General features: G+C 56.5%; 11 protein-coding genes and 1 pseudogene. 9 read left to right on the plus strand and 3 right to left on the minus strand.

The annotated features are described in order from the left end of the window. Positions 1 to 62 (minus strand): P-II family nitrogen regulator (locus LAT62_RS08535; protein WP_367120547.1); only part of this gene is annotated, 62 nt, incomplete at its 3' end. 325 nt (positions 63 to 387) lie between these two features. Here LAT62_RS08535 and LAT62_RS08540 point away from each other — a divergent pair. Next, positions 388 to 657 (plus strand): accessory factor UbiK family protein, encoded by a 270-nt coding sequence (locus LAT62_RS08540; protein WP_293381981.1) that lies wholly within the window; start codon positions 388 to 390, stop codon positions 655 to 657. On the opposite strand, the gene LAT62_RS08545 is transcribed toward LAT62_RS08540, so the two are convergent. Beyond that, positions 648 to 2,837 carry an ATP-binding protein gene (locus LAT62_RS08545; RefSeq protein ID WP_293381984.1) on the minus strand — a complete coding sequence of 730 codons (2,190 nt, stop codon included), beginning with the start codon at positions 2,835 to 2,837 and terminating at the stop codon, positions 648 to 650. The two genes, LAT62_RS08540 and LAT62_RS08545, sit on opposite strands and share 10 nt — an antisense overlap. Positions 2,838 to 3,058: 221 nt before the next feature. Here LAT62_RS08545 and LAT62_RS08550 point away from each other — a divergent pair, with 221 nt between their 5' ends. The 7 genes and pseudogenes from LAT62_RS08550 to LAT62_RS08580 form a co-directional block, all read left to right on the plus strand. Further along, positions 3,059 to 4,186, plus strand: a complete 1,128-nt coding sequence (locus LAT62_RS08550) for an ABC transporter substrate-binding protein (protein WP_293381987.1) — start codon at positions 3,059 to 3,061, stop codon at positions 4,184 to 4,186. A 76-nt stretch (positions 4,187 to 4,262) separates the two neighbouring features. Further along, the gene (locus LAT62_RS08555; RefSeq protein ID WP_293381990.1) at positions 4,263 to 5,141 is read left to right on the plus strand and encodes a magnesium chelatase domain-containing protein; all 879 of its coding nucleotides are present in this window, start codon (positions 4,263 to 4,265) and stop codon (positions 5,139 to 5,141) included. A 35-nt stretch (positions 5,142 to 5,176) separates the two neighbouring features. Beyond that, the gene (locus tag LAT62_RS08560) at positions 5,177 to 7,081 is read left to right on the plus strand and encodes a hypothetical protein (protein WP_293381993.1); all 1,905 of its coding nucleotides are present in this window, start codon (positions 5,177 to 5,179) and stop codon (positions 7,079 to 7,081) included. 485 nt (positions 7,082 to 7,566) lie between these two features. Next, positions 7,567 to 7,764 (plus strand): hypothetical protein, encoded by a 198-nt coding sequence (locus tag LAT62_RS08565; RefSeq protein WP_293381996.1) that lies wholly within the window; start codon positions 7,567 to 7,569, stop codon positions 7,762 to 7,764. 83 nt (positions 7,765 to 7,847) lie between these two features. Beyond that, on the plus strand, positions 7,848 to 8,207 hold the full coding sequence (locus tag LAT62_RS08570) for a transposase (protein WP_293381999.1): 360 nt from the start codon (positions 7,848 to 7,850) through the stop codon (positions 8,205 to 8,207). Continuing rightward, positions 8,204 to 8,539: an IS66 family insertion sequence element accessory protein TnpB gene (gene tnpB, locus LAT62_RS08575; protein ID WP_293382002.1), complete on the plus strand. Its 336-nt coding sequence runs from the start codon at positions 8,204 to 8,206 to the stop codon at positions 8,537 to 8,539. Before LAT62_RS08570 ends, tnpB begins: the two co-directional genes overlap by 4 nt. 75 nt (positions 8,540 to 8,614) lie before the next feature. Beyond that, positions 8,615 to 9,169: pseudogene (locus tag LAT62_RS08580) on the plus strand (IS66 family transposase zinc-finger binding domain-containing protein); the annotation flags it as partial. Between the two features lie 15 nt (positions 9,170 to 9,184). Here LAT62_RS08580 and LAT62_RS08585 read toward each other — a convergent pair. Next, positions 9,185 to 10,296, minus strand: a protein-coding gene (locus tag LAT62_RS08585) for an IS3 family transposase (protein WP_293382005.1) whose coding sequence is annotated in 2 segments (ribosomal slippage) — positions 9,185 to 10,035 and positions 10,035 to 10,296 — 1,113 coding nt in all. Because the reading frame shifts where the segments join, the coding sequence is not laid out codon by codon here. A gap of 164 nt (positions 10,297 to 10,460) precedes the next feature. On the opposite strand from LAT62_RS08585, the gene LAT62_RS08590 reads away from it, so the two are divergent. Continuing rightward, a complete protein-coding gene (locus LAT62_RS08590) occupies positions 10,461 to 14,717 on the plus strand; it encodes an AAA domain-containing protein (RefSeq protein WP_293382008.1) in 4,257 nt (1,418 codons plus the stop codon). The last annotated feature ends 2 nt before the right edge of the window (positions 14,718 to 14,719 follow it).

Here is a 14,719-nt window from a genome sequence, read left to right on the forward strand (position 1 = left end):
GACAGGGCTTCACGCACATCGTCAAGCTTGAAAGGCTTGATTATCGCAGTGACCAGTTTCATAGCACCCTTCTCCGTTTTCGCTCTGAAGACTCACAGCATCAGGCTGAGAGCCGGTTTGAATCGGTCCGCGCCTCGCCTGCACCGGCTGGGCTTGTTAAACTCCCTGACAGCGCTGGCCATGTGACCCAAGGGAGTTGGCGGACTCATCCGACAAGGGGTAAAGCATTGGCTGTGCCAACTTGGTCAAGACCGCGTCAACACTGGCGCGGCTCGGGGTTTGAAGTGGAACTTCCGATCTTCGGAATGAGATGGTGCACTAAAACAGGGCGGAACTGGGTGCATTGGCACCAAAACAGAACAGAATGTAAACGAGGGGTGACGTATTGTGGCTGGACTGGACGATTTGAGTGCGCGATTGGCCGAGAGCCTTGCCCGGGCACGGGCCCAGGGCGACCTTTTGAAGTCGGGCCTGGAAGACAATCTGCAGGCGCTGATTCAGGCACAACTGGAGCGCCTGGATGTGGTTACCCGGGAAGACTTCGAAGCGCAGCAGGCGCTGCTGCGCCAGGCGATGGCCCGGATAGAGGCTCTGGAAACTGAACTGGAGCGCTGGCAGCAGGCCGCGGATGGGGCTTCGGAAGACGATCAGGCCTGATTGCGCAGACCGGAGTGCGTAATGTCACCGGCTTTGAACCGGCGCAAGGTGTCTTTCAGCGTGGACAGATACAGGGGTTTGGTCAGGTAGTGATCCATACCGGCCCCAAGGGCGCGGTCAATCTGTTCCTGCAAGGCGTGCGCGCTGAGCCCGATGATGCAGGGCTGTGACTCTGCCGCCATCCGGCGAATGTGTCGAGTGGCTTCATATCCATCCAGCACGGGCATCTCGCAATCCATGAACACCAGATCGAAAGGCTGCTTTCTGCAGGCCTGCACCGCCTCCTGGCCATTGGTCACACAATGCGGATCCAGACCGCAGCGCCCCAGCATGGCAACCAGAACCTGCTGATTGACCGGATTGTCCTCAACCACCAGCACGTTGAGCCCGGACAGTCCGGAGTCGGGGTGCGCTGTCGCTGTCGGTTTGCCGGTCTGTTTTTCCTGGCCTCTGGCCAGTGTGCGCCTGGCCCGCGAAGAGGGGCTTTCCAGCAGCATGTCGAGCAGTCCGTTGAGACTGACCGGATAGTCCAGCCACTTGATTTCCACCGGCAGGATGTCCAGCAGACCATTCTCCGCATTGTCTCTGCGCAGGCAGAAGACACCTGTCTTCTGTAACTGTCTGCCCCGTTTGCGCAGCGTTGCCGCCAGTTGCTTGTCCTGTGCCGTGTCCTGCTGACCAATGATCAACAGGTTGTCATAAGTCTGTGCCTGGAGTGCGCTGTCCAGTTCCGTTGCGCTGTGCACCACTGTGGTCCGGCAGGTGCGAATGTCATTCAGTCGTTGCTGCAGGGGTGCCGGCAAACCGGAGGGACTCCAGATCAGCAGTGCGCTCTGGTCTTTGATGCGGGCTGGTTCTTTCAGGCGTTGCCCGGGGACCGTGAACCAGAAGTCCGAGCCCTTGCCGGGTTCGCTGCGAAACCGCACGGCGCTTTGCCACAGGGCGGTCAGACGCTTCACAATGGCGAGCCCCAGCCCGGTGCCGCCGAAGCGTCGGGTGATCGAGGCGTCTGCCTGGGTAAAGGCATCGAACAACTGCTGTTGTTGTTCAGGGGCGATACCAATGCCGGAATCGCTGACGCGCACGCGCACCGGCTGAGCGGTATCGGCGGACGCCCCCGGTGTCGGTTCGATGCACACCATGATGTAGCCGGACTCGGTGAACTTGCAGGCATTGCCGATCAGATTGATCAGAACCTGACGCAACCGTGTCGCGTCAGCGCGGATGCGCGGACTGACGGTCGGGTCGCGCCAGTAGCCGATAAACAGGCCCTTGTCGCGCGCCGGCTTGTGAAAGAGGCGCAGGCACTGCGCGACCAGATCATCCCAGTCCAGCCAGGCGGGTTCCAGGCTGACTTTGTCGGCTTCGAGCTTGGAGTAGTCGAGGATGTCGTTGAGCAGAACGGTGAGCAGCTCGCCATTTTCGGCCAGTACCGAGAGATATTCCCGCTGCTGCTGGTCAAGGGAGGTTTCCTGCAGCAGCTCTGCCATGCCGATGATGCCATTCATCGGTGTGCGAATTTCATGGCTCATATTGGCCAGAAATTCCGTTTTGGCCATCGCCGCCCGCTCGGCAGTCTGCCGGGCCAGCACCAGCTCCTGTTCATGCTGTTTGCGTTCGGTAATGTCAAAGTAGAGCCCTGAAATCCGCTTTGCCAGCCCCTTTTCACGCACGACATAACCCAATTGATGAAGGTGGCGGACGGCCCCATCAGGGCGGCGAATGCGAAACGTCAGATCCAGCGGACGTTTGCTGTCCCGGGCCTCCTGCAACGCCAACGCGGCAGCGTCGCGGTCTGCATCAATGACGCTGTCCAGCCACCGATCGGCAGCTACCCAGCCCGCCTTGTCACCCAGCCCGAAGAGCTCCATGGTGTGCTGGTCCCAGAAGGTCAGGCGGCGGGCAATATCCTGATCGAAGGTACCGGCACCGGCAGCGCGAATGGTCAGATGAAGTTTGCGCTCCTGCTCTCGGGCGCGGCGCACGGTACGGGCCATTTCCTGATTCTTGCGCCGATAGCGCTCTTCAAGCAGCGTCAGACCGTGGAAGTTGCTGTCGGCCCGTTGCTCGGCCAGGCGCAGAGACCGGCGCGCGCGCTGCACTTGCCGCTGCATCAGTATCAAGGACACAACGGCCGCCAGCGTGACCAGGGCGGTCAGGATGAAGTAGATCGTCAACATCGCAGCGGGTCCATGCTCATTGTTCTGTCAGCCTTCCTGCCTGAAGTCGTCAGCACCATGCTGACCTGATAGTCTCGTGTTCCACTGGCGCACAGTCCCTGCTGCCCCTGATGGTGTGCCCCGGGGTGTTGCCGGACCGGGGCCGATGCTATACTGCGCGGCCTGCCAACCGGCTGCCTGCCAGCCTCCAGTCTAACCGACCGTCATCGGGAAACAAGGCCATGCGACTACAATCAGGGCTCCTGAAAGCCTCCGTCATCCTTTCAATGTTCATTTTTGTGAACCAGGCCAAGGCTTCCGGCCCGGTTTTGCCGATCGCTCTGATCAATGACAGCGAAGCGGTATTTGATGATTATTCGCAGGAACGCAACCTCGGATTCCGTCTCGGCCTGGAATACGGCACCCGTGGGGAGCTCGAGAAACGGGGTGTGCGCCTCGAGGTGAACGAATATACGTTGCCTACCGAACTCTGGGAGGCGAACCAGTTGCCGGACGCCGACCAACTGCCGGACGCCCCGGTCTGGATAGCGCCTGTCCAGGCACGCAAGGCGCACCGGATTATCCAGTATGGTGACTATCTGGAGCACCTGACCCTGGTGCCGGCGACCGCAGCCAACTCGCTGCCGGTGGCCGACAGCACCCTGGCCTTTCGGACCTTCTACCGCTGGCAGGACATCGAAGTGGCGCTGGCCGATTGGACAGACGGACAAAGCCGCATCTGGGTTTCAGCCGTGGACAGTGACATTGAGCTGCCGGTCACAGTACGCCGGGTCGATGTGTCGCCGCGCAGCGCCGGTGCCGGCGTAGTCGAATCGGTCAGTGGTGAACTGGCGGCCAACAATGGCGGGCGTCTGACCAACAGTTGGCCGGTGTTGCTGGACTGGCTGGATGTACTGCAGCAGGAGGCCGGCTTTCAACCGGAGCAGTTGACCACCTGGCTGCCGGATCTCGCGGGTCTGGTTGCACTGCATGATTTCCCCGGTGCTTATGGCGTGACCTACTATTACTATGACCTGCCGGACAACGAGATCAATGACTGGCTGGTACGCGCCATGCTCGAGCGCCATGACCGGCTGCCCAGCCACTATGTGGTGGCCGGCATGAACAGCGCCCTGGCGCTGCTGGAGGCGCTCGAGCAACTGCCAGCCGAGGTCGAGCCGAGTGCCGCAGTTCTGGCGGAACAAATGGCCACACTTTCCTGGCAGGGGCCGCAGGGTGAGATGCAGTTTGTTGCTGACGGGGAAACCCGTCAGCCGCTGTTCCGTACTCGCCTCCGCCAGCAGCCTCAGTTGGAGTGGGCCCGGCCTATTCTGGTGCAGGGCGGAGTGATCTACACCCATCAGGACTGAACCCCGGGTGCATTGCCCCGATACGGGGCGGCGCCGACAATAGCCTCCTGGTACATTGGCAGGGGCAAACAGTCGAATGGGGTTGGCAAGACTCAGCACGCGGGCGGTCATCGGAGTCGAGGCGCCTGCGGTCGCCGTAGAAGTTCATCTGGCGGGTGGTCTTCCCGCCATGACCATCGTGGGTATGGCGGAAACCGCGGTCAAGGAAAGCCGCGACCGCGTACGCAGTGCTCTGCTCAATTCCCGCTTCGATTTCCCTGCCAGCCGCATCACGGTAAACCTGGCCCCGGCCGACCTGCCCAAGGGCGGCGGGCGCTATGATCTCGCCATCGCGCTGGGGATACTGGTCGCCAGCGGTCAATTGCCCGCGGACAGCCTGGTTGACACTGAAGTCATGGGAGAACTGTCCCTGTCCGGTGCCTTGCGGCCTGTCTCAGGGGCGCTTCCTGCCGCCATGGCGGCCAGGACAGCAGGGCATCGCCTGCTGCTGCCCGCCGACAATGCCGACGAAATCGCCCTGTTGCCGGACTGCGAAGCCATCGCTGCCGACCACCTGCTGACCCTGTGTGGTCATCTGCGCGGCCAGGCGCCACTGGACGCCGTGGCCTGTGCGCGCCCGGAGCCTGAGCGCACGGGCCCGGACATGTCCGATATCCGGGGCCAGCCGCAGGCGCGAAAGGCGCTGGAAGTGGCTGCCGCCGGCGGGCACAATCTGCTTTTCTTTGGTCCACCCGGCACCGGCAAGACGCTGCTCGCCAGTCGTTTGCCCGGCATACTGCCGCGACTGACCGACGACGAGGCGCTCGAAGTGGCGGCTATACAGTCGATCAGTGGCCAATCGGTGCGCTGGGCGGAGAGGCCGTTTCGTGCGCCGCATCACACCTGCTCCGGCGTGGCACTGGTCGGCGGTGGTGTCAGAATCACGAATAGTTTAGAATATTCACGAATAGATTAGACTGGTAAGGTACTTCATTAACATCGGTCTAATCCATGTCACCAAAGCTAGTGCACTTTCCCACAGGACAATGGCAGGTTCTGTTTGGCGGCCACGTCCAGCTTGGGACGGCCCCAATTCCTGAATACACCTACTATGTACCGCTCGCAAAGGTAAGAGCTTCTGAAGACAGTCCTGGTTCGAACTTCATGTACGTAAAGGTAGGCATAGGGGATTTGCCTTTCATTACTCCAGGTGCAGTGTTCCAAGATGGCAAGCACATTGAGACCGATGCTAACCCATCTTTCAGTCTGCATATTCAGACTGGAAAAGAAGCAATCAAACATGAACGCACGCTCAGCCAGTTTCTTGACGCCTTCATGACCGATAACGACCCGCTTGGCTATTTCCATGCACTGAGACTGGCCACAAAAAACCTGGCATCACTGGCTGAAGCTCCTGTGGTCGCCTTCAAAACCTCAACCCCGCGCCTCTGGCTCGTAGCCTCAGCCGCCGAGTGGTATCGGCACGTATACGGCCTGACAGATTATCTAGCGCACACATTCTTGATGCCCAGTTTTCAGGAGATAGAAAACCGTCTAGTTGTGATCGATCGGACAGGAATGATCCCAAGAACCGAGGTCGACCATCCATTACTTCCAAAAGTTGATGAAATTCTCGCTGTAGTGCCAAGAACCAGAGTCCCCGATAGATGCGCTCCCCTGTACACATCTATAAAACTAGCATCAAAAGGGCTGAGCGACTTAGCACAGCGCAACTCGCTCTATGCAGCACAATCTATACGGGCTGCTGCTGCCGATGGCCGTTCCGGACCTTATTGGCTTCGCTTTGGACATCCATACCCAGATCGATTTATGCCAGTCACCGGTAGGGGCATCAAAGGAACGCTCACGACTATCGATAAAGATTCAAACCCCAAAACTCTTCATGCCATCTTTCTCACATCGATTATTCGGCACCCGCACCCTCCCGGCCTCCCTTATTGCATTCTAGAACGGGAGAATGACGGCAATTCCTTGGCAAAGACTGGTGGTGAAAAGCCTCTGCCATGTGATGAGTCTGAGATGAAAGTAATACCACGCTTTGAGGCTATTACGGGTGAAGATGATGATCCTAGCACCCTAACGCCTGATGCGAACCCGAAGGCGGGGTATATAGCGACGCGATACGAAGGCGTGCCATTTGATGATACTGGTGCCCCGCAGATCATCAAGCTAGAACGCACCGGTAACCCAGACCCATCACTGGTCAGACGCGTCCAAAAGCATGAATCCATCATCGACTTTGGAGAAAAAACCACCAACCAGGCGGAGACAGAAACCAGCAAAGTTGGGCCTACCTCTGTCGAACCCAAGTGTGATATTGAGATTGAAAGTGCTCAAAGCCTGAGCGCGCTTATGATTACGTTGAATAGCTTGGAGGGTGATGGGACTATTCACAACTTGAGGCCAATTAACTATTTGCCTTCGAAATTCTCCATCAATGGCATGGCCTTGCAGGAAATTCCTCCGAGCACTGATTCTGAACGTTGGTTACAGATGCCAAATCGTGATGACAAAAGGCTCATGCTCGCAGTTAGTTTCGAGTATAGGGACAGCCTTTTTATCGTTCTCGATCCAGAACGCAGGGGAAGAGAATCATTCAGCTGTCTACTTGCCAGGTGCTCCTTGCGCAAGGCTGTTGAGGATGGTCCTCTCTACGCCAATGTAGACGCTGTCGTCAAGAAGCTTCGAGAGGCAAAGGGAATCCTTAGTAACGCGGGGATTAAGGATGGTTTCTTCGAGGTACAAGCCCTTAAGCATCAGAAAGAGGAACATGCAGGGGGCCTCCGTGTCCGCCGCTCTTATGTTTTGGGCAAGCTGGATTCGATGATTATGGAGTCTGTATCTGATTGCCTGGGCGCAGGTAATCTGGACAAAGTGGAAGATCTGAACGGGTAAAAAGCAGTCAATGTAGGCTGTTGTTGACAGCGTTTCAGGAAACATCGGATCTGGCTCAGGAGTCTGACCAACGCGGTATATCTGGAGGCCAGCGGTTTTGAGATGGATGGAAAGTTCTTTTGGGGGGGGGGCGTCCTGGACGCTGCCGTTCATGGACTAGTAGTTTATGCTGGATCGCGGTCAGCCACTGCATGAAAAGTGGCGTCAGTACCGATGTGCTGATTACTCATGGGCCCCCGAGAGGTGTAGGTGACGAAGCGGTCATGGGATTCAAGGTCCAGAATGTCGGATGCCCTGGATCTGCTCCATCGAATCGACCAGCTAAAATTAAAGGCCCATATTTTCGGCCACATTAACGAGGGATATCGTGAGTATATGCGAGGCGAAAAGCGGCTGATTAATGCCAGCACTTGCACCGTCCGATATGCGCCCAGCAATCCACCGATTGTGCTGGATATCTGACGCCCGGGCGGGGAGGCCAGGAGATGACCGCTGACGAATTGATCAAGCAGCTGCAGAAACTGCCACCGGAGACTCCGGTACTTGTGGAGGGTTATGAAACGGGCATTAATGATGTTGTGGAACTAAAATCCGTTGACGTGTTTCGGTTTCACAAAGCTGCGGAAGGGGACGGCGAATATCAAACACCCAGCAACTTTTCAGGAAGCGGGAGCCAACCCTAACGTAAGCGTCCGGCAATCCCATCTTGAGCACCCAGCCAAGCGCGTCAGGATAGTGTCCACTTAATTTTTAGTGGACACTTATTATGAGCGAATTAAGCGAGCATAAACCTGCCCGGCGTCGCCGGCGTTTTTCCGATCACTTCAAGGCGAGGATTGTCTCGCGGTGCGCCGAGCCCGGCGCTTCTGTTTCACGCATCGCCCTGGATCACCAACTGAATGCCAACATGGTGCGGCGTTGGATCCGCGAGGCCGAGCCCGGGGCGGGGCGTCAATCACCCGGTTTTGTGGCGCTGCCATCGCCGACGGCCAGCCATCAGCCTTCAGCTACGTCGGGCAAAACCATCCGCATCGAAGTCCCTCGCCCGGGAGGGCCTGTCGTGGTGGAGTGGCCGGTGGGGCACGCCCATGAGTGCCTGGCGCTGCTGCGGGAGCTGCTGCCATGATCCGCATTGACGAGATCTGGCTGGCCACCGAACCGCTGGACATGCGAGCCGGCCCTGACAAGGCGCTGGCCCGTGTAGTCCAGGTCTTCGGCGCGGCTCGCCCGCATTGCGCGTACCTGTTCGCCAACCGTCGGGGCAACCGCATGAAGGTGTTGATCCATGACGGTCTCGGGATCTGGCTGTGCGCCCGGCGACTCAACCGGGGCAAGTTCCACTGGGGCGAGTCCTGGCGCGGCGAACAGTTACAGCTGCGTGACGAGCAACTGTCGGCGTTGGTGCAGGGACTGCCGTGGCAGCGCCTGGGTCAGGACGGCGTGATCTCGGTGCTGTAGTCATCGCCCGTACCGTAAAGCCTTAGCTGAAAAACCCCATCGTCGCCGGTGGTTGGGCTTGGCATACTGGGCACCATGTCACAGCGTCCTGATCTCGACCAACTCTCCGCCGAACAACTGCGTGCTCTGGCCTCGCAGCTGTTCGATCGTGTCGAGAGCAAGGACCGGGAGCTGCACTACAGCAAGAGCCTCAACGAAAAGCTCACCCACGAGTTGGCGATCCTCAAACGCCACAAGTTCGCGCGTCGCAGTGAGCAACTCAGCGCCGTGCAGGGACGGCTGCTGGATGAGCTGGTTGAGGCGGACATCGGCGCCATCGAAGCGGAACTGGCCGAGGTCACCCCCGAGCGCTCCCCAGCAAAGGCGAAGAAACAACCCAAGCGCACACCGCTGCCTCCCCAACTGCCTCGCACCTCGATCCATCACGAACCGGACAACACGCACTGCGCCTGTGGCTGTCAGTTAAAGCGCGTCGGCGAGGACGTCAGCGAAAAGCTCGATTACAGCCCCGGCGAGTTCACGGTCGAGCGACACATCCGCGGCAAGTGGGCCTGCGCACAGTGCGAGACGCTGACCCAGGCGCCGGTACCGGCGCAGGTGATCGACAAGGGCATCGCCACCGGGGGCCTTGTAAACATCCCTGTTTTAGCTGCACTGCTGATTAGAGTTTTCCGCCCGTTGGTGTTTCGCCAGATATTCCCATGGCGTCAGGTCTTCCAGTGAATCGTGGGGCCGCTCATCGTTGTATTCGGTCATCCAGGATTCGGTTCGTTGCCGGACTTCGGAGAGGTTCCTGAAGACATACATATTCAAGATCTCGTCCCGATAAGTCCGATTGAAGCGCTCAACATACGAGTTCTGGGTGGGTGTTCCCGGCTTGATGAACTCCAGCGCGATGTCGTGTTGATCAGCCCAGTCGGCCAACGCGATGGAGATGAACTCCGGGCCGTTATCCATGCGCAACTTCCCCGGGTAGCCCCGCCAGGCAATGATGCGCTCAAGCACTCGTATCACTCTCGGCGCTGGCAGGTTCAGATCAATCTCGATGGCCAGCACTTCACGGTTAAAGTCATCCACAACATTGAAAGTGCGGAACCTGCGACCGCAGAACAGGCTGTCGCTCATAAAATCCATGGACCAGCAGCGGTTGAGGGTAGCGGGTACCGTCAAAGGCTCCGGGTTCCTCGTAGGCAGGCGTTTCTTGCCCCGTCGTCGCATATTCAGGTTCAGTGCACAGTACAGCCGGTGCACACGTTTATGATTCCAGCCGTGGCCCCAGCGTCTAAGCACTTTAAACAGTTTGCTGAATCCATAAGCCGGGTAGCGCTCAACGGCGCTCTGAAGCGCCGCTATCACCGGTGTGTCCCTGGTGCTGTCAGGTCGGTAGCGATACACAGAGCCGCTAATGCCAGCAATTCGGCAGGCCCTGCGGGTGCTGACACCATGAGCCTGCTTGAGATAATCCACCAATTCTCGTCGAATAGCCGGCTTTACAGCTTTTTTTCGATGACGTCCTTCAACAGCTTGTGGTCCAGGCTCAGCTCAGCGTACATCTGCTTTAGCCGGCGATTTTCCTCCTCAAGCTCCTTGAGTCGCTTCACATCTGAAGCTTCCATGCCGCCATACTTGGATTCCCAGTTGTAATAGGTTGCATCGGATATGCCGTACTCCCGGCATACCTCTTTGACCAGGCGGCCGCCCTCGACCTCTTTGAGGATCTTGACGATCTGTGACTCGCTGTAGCGTGACTTTTTCATACTGCTCTCCGTTTGCCTTATTGTAGGCCGGAGAACTCTAGTTTCGCATGTGCCGATTTTAGGGGATGGTTACATTATGATGCTGATAAACGTCATTACCGTGTTCTTCTCTAAATATGGAATGTAGTCTGAAAATATCCGATAAACTGTGGAATTGATCTGACATGCCGAGCACTACAAGCAAAAGAATATCTAAAAGTACTTTGTCCATGTTCCTCCGGACCAAGTGCGATCGTGAGCTCTATCTTTCTTTACACAAAGATTCTGAACTTGAAGCCCATGGCATGCCAGTTCCACTACAAGCTCGACCAGGAATCGGATTACTTCAAACAGCAGGACAAGATTTTGAGGATGAACGAAATCAGCGCTTGATCCAGGCGTTTGGCAGCCTAGCCATCTATCAGCCAGACAGTATGGGCGTAAATAAACCCGCCACTGCGCCTCTAGCATCGTTACTGGGCAAAGTCACGGCCTTACCTTCTGTCCTCCTGCAAGGAAAGTTCGAACCTTCATCCTTCCAGAATGCCGCCATGGCAAATATCGGGCTTCAACCCACGCAGGTCACTCAGGTACCGCCAATTGCAGGGCACATACCTGACATCATTGTCGTACGTCAGGCAACAACCGATGACGAGGAAGTTGGTCCAGACGGATGTCGTAAGCCTATTGACTCAACAACTGAAACTCGGAGCGCCTTGAGCATCATTGACGTGAAGCACACTAGCGAAGCCAATCCCAGTTATTCTGCTGAGGTTGCACTGTACGCACTCTTTCTCGCTAACTGGATAGTCGATCAAGGCCTACAGAATGACTACTTCGTAACGACTCGCAGCTACTTGTGGACTCGGTTCAAGCAAGGGCAATCTGAATTCGAGTCCTTGATCTCATACAGCCCCCCAGCAACACCTAGCCAGTTTCTGGACGCCTTAATCTCTGATAGTGAGGATGCAAGCCTTCGTTTTTATCTGCCAACCGTTCTGCATTTCTTCCGTGAAGACTTACTCCGTGTCATCTCTGTCGGAGATACTGCCCCCAATGGATGGCAAGATCTCGAATGGCACGTAGACGGACGCTGCAGTGCATGTGACTGGTTGGGCCACGAAAAGTGGGCAAGCTCTAAAGACAAAGCCAGGATCATTGCCCAACCAACCCACTATTGCTTCCCAGCTGCAAAACTGACCGGTCACTTGAGCCAGATTGCCGGCATGACACGAGGTGCACGAAAAACGCTCCAGATCAATGCTATTCAGGACACGGCAGGAGCGGCAAGTGCTCCCGCCACGCATCATGCATTTCAGCAGCACAGCCACCTCAAAAAGGAGCGCAGCCGCATCCCTTTCCGCGCACAGTCTCTGATCTCATCGACGACCCACGTGGACAGTTCCGCCGTACTAGCAAGTTTGGCCCCTTGGCCACAATTGCATGTGGCTGTGACAGTCAACTTCGACCCAAGTGCCGGGCTGCTCACAGGTTTATCCATATTTGGCAGGGCTACCGCCTACGTAAGCAGGCAAACTCCGCGACAGTTCCCAATCAAGTGCTTTGTCGTCGACCAGAAGAGCCTCGACGACGAGTGGGTCGCCCTTGAAGGACTGCTATCGACTCTGTCCGACATGATTGATCAGTCTGACGCGTTTGTCCGCGCAGCAGGCAAAACACCTCTTACCGCACAAATTGCTTTCTGGGAGCAGCGCCAGTTTGAAGAGCTATGTTCCGCGATGGGGCGGCACCTGCCAAAGGTACTGGGGCTGACCAATCGTAAAACCAAAGCTTTGGCATGGCTTTTCCCAGCCGATGAATTGATCGAGAAGCCCGATGGCGCAGTCAGCCCATGCGTTGTGTTCGTTGATGAGATTGTCCGCCGAGTTGTTTTTGCCCCCACACCTCACGTGATCACCCTGTTCGACACCGCAGAAACCTACTACTCAGGCCCTGGACCAGTGCGTATGGGCGATGCGTTCTATCGAGACTTCCTCACCAATGGTATCCCTCGGGAGCGCATTTACGAGATTTGGAGCAACGTCACCACGATCAAACGAGGTACCGTTACTGTTCCCCGCAACACAGTTATTCAGGAATTTGGTAACGCCCTAGAGAAGCAATGCCGCGCCTTGAACAGCATCGTCGAGCGACTACGGACAGACTTCAAGGGCCAGCTTAAGGCAAATGCACCTAAGCTGACTTTGTCAGTTCCTCAGGGAGCGCGCGGAGTCGCTTTCGACAGCAAGCTGTGGGTCTGGTGGGAGGAGTTGCAATATCACACTAGAAAACTTGAGTCCCACCAGCGCTTGGCGCTTGATGCCGAAGCACTAGAAGCCAATTATGAAGCGATCCGGCTCACCAATGGGCAACCGACAGGAGCTCAAAATGAGTATGAGTTTGATGTGCTTCCCGGATCAACTGAAGCCAAGCTCGACGACAACGAAGGCTATCTTGCGCTCGGTAAGGAAGGGTATCCCGGACTTCCTTTACAACGAGGAAGAGACCTGATCTCGAGCAGTGCGCCTCTATACTTCGGGCAGGACGACACTCTGCGAACGCCGCTGTGGTCAGCACTTTCTGTAACACTCATGTCATTTGATCGAAGTGCTCGGAAGGCTGTCCTGAAATTGGACAACTGGCGTGAAGCTGCTTTCGTTCCATACCTGCTGACCAATTCGACTATTGACCTGCTGAACGACATCTTCATTACCAAAGGGCAGAGCTCATTCAAGTGGTACGAAACCGTTAAGAGAATACTCGTTGCCGTAGGCAACCCATCTATCGCGGCCCCAGATAGTAATGCGGCCACAGCTATGGGGGCGAGGTCAGCGCGAGCTGGGACAGCACTTGTCACCCCTCTCGCCCGTGTGCTTTGGGAGGCCGATACTCTTCACGCGACATCCGTTGTGAGTGCGAATCAAGCCTCTTCGGTAGCAACCTATGCAATGTCCAAGCACAACCTGAACAGCAGTCAGGCCGGTGCCGTTGTACATGCGGCCCAAAAAGGATTGACGATCATCTGGGGACCGCCAGGCACTGGGAAAACGCAAACACTTAGTGGATGTATTCATGGACTAGTGCATGATGCAATTCAGCGGGAACAACCCTTGAAGTTGCTAGTCGCCGGTCCGACGTACAAAGCCGTTGAGGAGCTCATCGGTCGTGTTGTTAATGCACTGGATAACGATGCAGCCTGTCCTGCCGAGGTTTACATAGGATATTCCTCATCTCAAACCCCAAAGCCATTCTCGGCCAGTAGCTCCCACCTGCACGTCGAATCTTTCAAACTGAACCAGGACAACCAGGAAACACAAGATTGTCTTTCCAGTTTGTCGAAAACCGATATTGTCACAATTGTCGCTACATCAACGATGCAGGCATACAAGTTCGCCGAATGGACCTGTGGCTGTGCGGTTGGACCGGTCTTCGATGTCGTAATTGTCGATGAAAGTTCCCAGGTCCAAGTAACCACTGCGATCTCGCCTCTAGCTACCTTGAAAGAAGATGCGCGGCTGATCATTGCTGGCGACCATCTTCAGATGCCGCCAATCATGGCGCTTGAGCCGCCCAAGGGTGCTGAATATTTGGTGGGCAGCATCCAGAAATACCTGCTCGACCGTCTATTTGGAAGTCAAATCATTTCATGTCCGCTCGAAGAGAACTACCGTTCAGCCGAGGACATCGTTGCTTATGCTCGTACGATCGGCTACCGATCTACATTGAAGGCGTCCAACTCTGCGACTGCACTTCATCACTTGGCAACGGTTCCTACTTCAGCATCCAGCCTTCCAAGTGGCTTACCTTGGTCAAATCTGTGGCCGCATATCCTTGCCCCCGACAAGAAGGTGCTGACATTGCTCCATGACGATGACCTGTCTTCGCAAAGCAATTCCTTCGAAGCCAAGATTGTCGCTGCCTTAACCTGGTGCCTTAGGCAAACAGTGAGCGCTGAACTTGATGGTCGAGGTGTAGTTACGCATGCGTCGCCAACGCCCGAGCAATTCTGGGGGGAGTGCATAGGGATCGTGACACCGCATCGCGCTCAACGCGCATTAGTGATTCGCGAATTGAAATCAATATTCCCGTCTGATCCGCCGGACTTGATCGACTCCGCTGTTGATACCGTGGAAAAGTTCCAGGGAGGGCAGCGGCACACAATCATAGTGACTTTCGGCGTCGGGGATGCTGACGTGATCATGGGAGAGGAAGCATTTCTCATGCAGCTAGAGAGAACAAACGTGGCCATCTCCCGCGCAATGGCTAAGTGCCTGATGATAATGCCAATGACGCTCGCGGGCCATGTCCCTCAAGACAAGAAAGCACTTGAGACAGCTCACGCGATCAAAGATTACGTCGACGAGTTCTGTAATCAAGAGATTGTAGGACAGATCTCTTCCGGGCAGACTCTCAAACGAGCAAAATTGAGATATCACCAGTAATA

Source organism: Natronospirillum sp. (assembly GCF_022565775.1).
In the GTDB taxonomy this organism is placed as follows: domain Bacteria; phylum Pseudomonadota; class Gammaproteobacteria; order Pseudomonadales; family Natronospirillaceae; genus Natronospirillum.

What these genes read in the sequence shown, in the direction of transcription:
- LAT62_RS08570 (WP_293381999.1), top strand. Translation starts at nt 7,848, where the DNA reads ATGAGCGAATTAAGCGAGCATAAACCTGCCCGGCGTCGCCGGCGTTTT.
- LAT62_RS08555 (WP_293381990.1), top strand. Translation starts at nt 4,263, where the DNA reads ATGGGGTTGGCAAGACTCAGCACGCGGGCGGTCATCGGAGTCGAGGCG.
- LAT62_RS08545 (WP_293381984.1), bottom strand. Translation starts at nt 2,837, where the DNA reads ATGTTGACGATCTACTTCATCCTGACCGCCCTGGTCACGCTGGCGGCC.
- LAT62_RS08550 (WP_293381987.1), top strand. Translation starts at nt 3,059, where the DNA reads ATGCGACTACAATCAGGGCTCCTGAAAGCCTCCGTCATCCTTTCAATG.
- LAT62_RS08565 (WP_293381996.1), top strand. Translation starts at nt 7,567, where the DNA reads ATGACCGCTGACGAATTGATCAAGCAGCTGCAGAAACTGCCACCGGAG.
- LAT62_RS08560 (WP_293381993.1), top strand. Translation starts at nt 5,177, where the DNA reads ATGTCACCAAAGCTAGTGCACTTTCCCACAGGACAATGGCAGGTTCTG.
- LAT62_RS08590 (WP_293382008.1), top strand. Translation starts at nt 10,461, where the DNA reads ATGCCGAGCACTACAAGCAAAAGAATATCTAAAAGTACTTTGTCCATG.
- tnpB (WP_293382002.1), top strand. Translation starts at nt 8,204, where the DNA reads ATGATCCGCATTGACGAGATCTGGCTGGCCACCGAACCGCTGGACATG.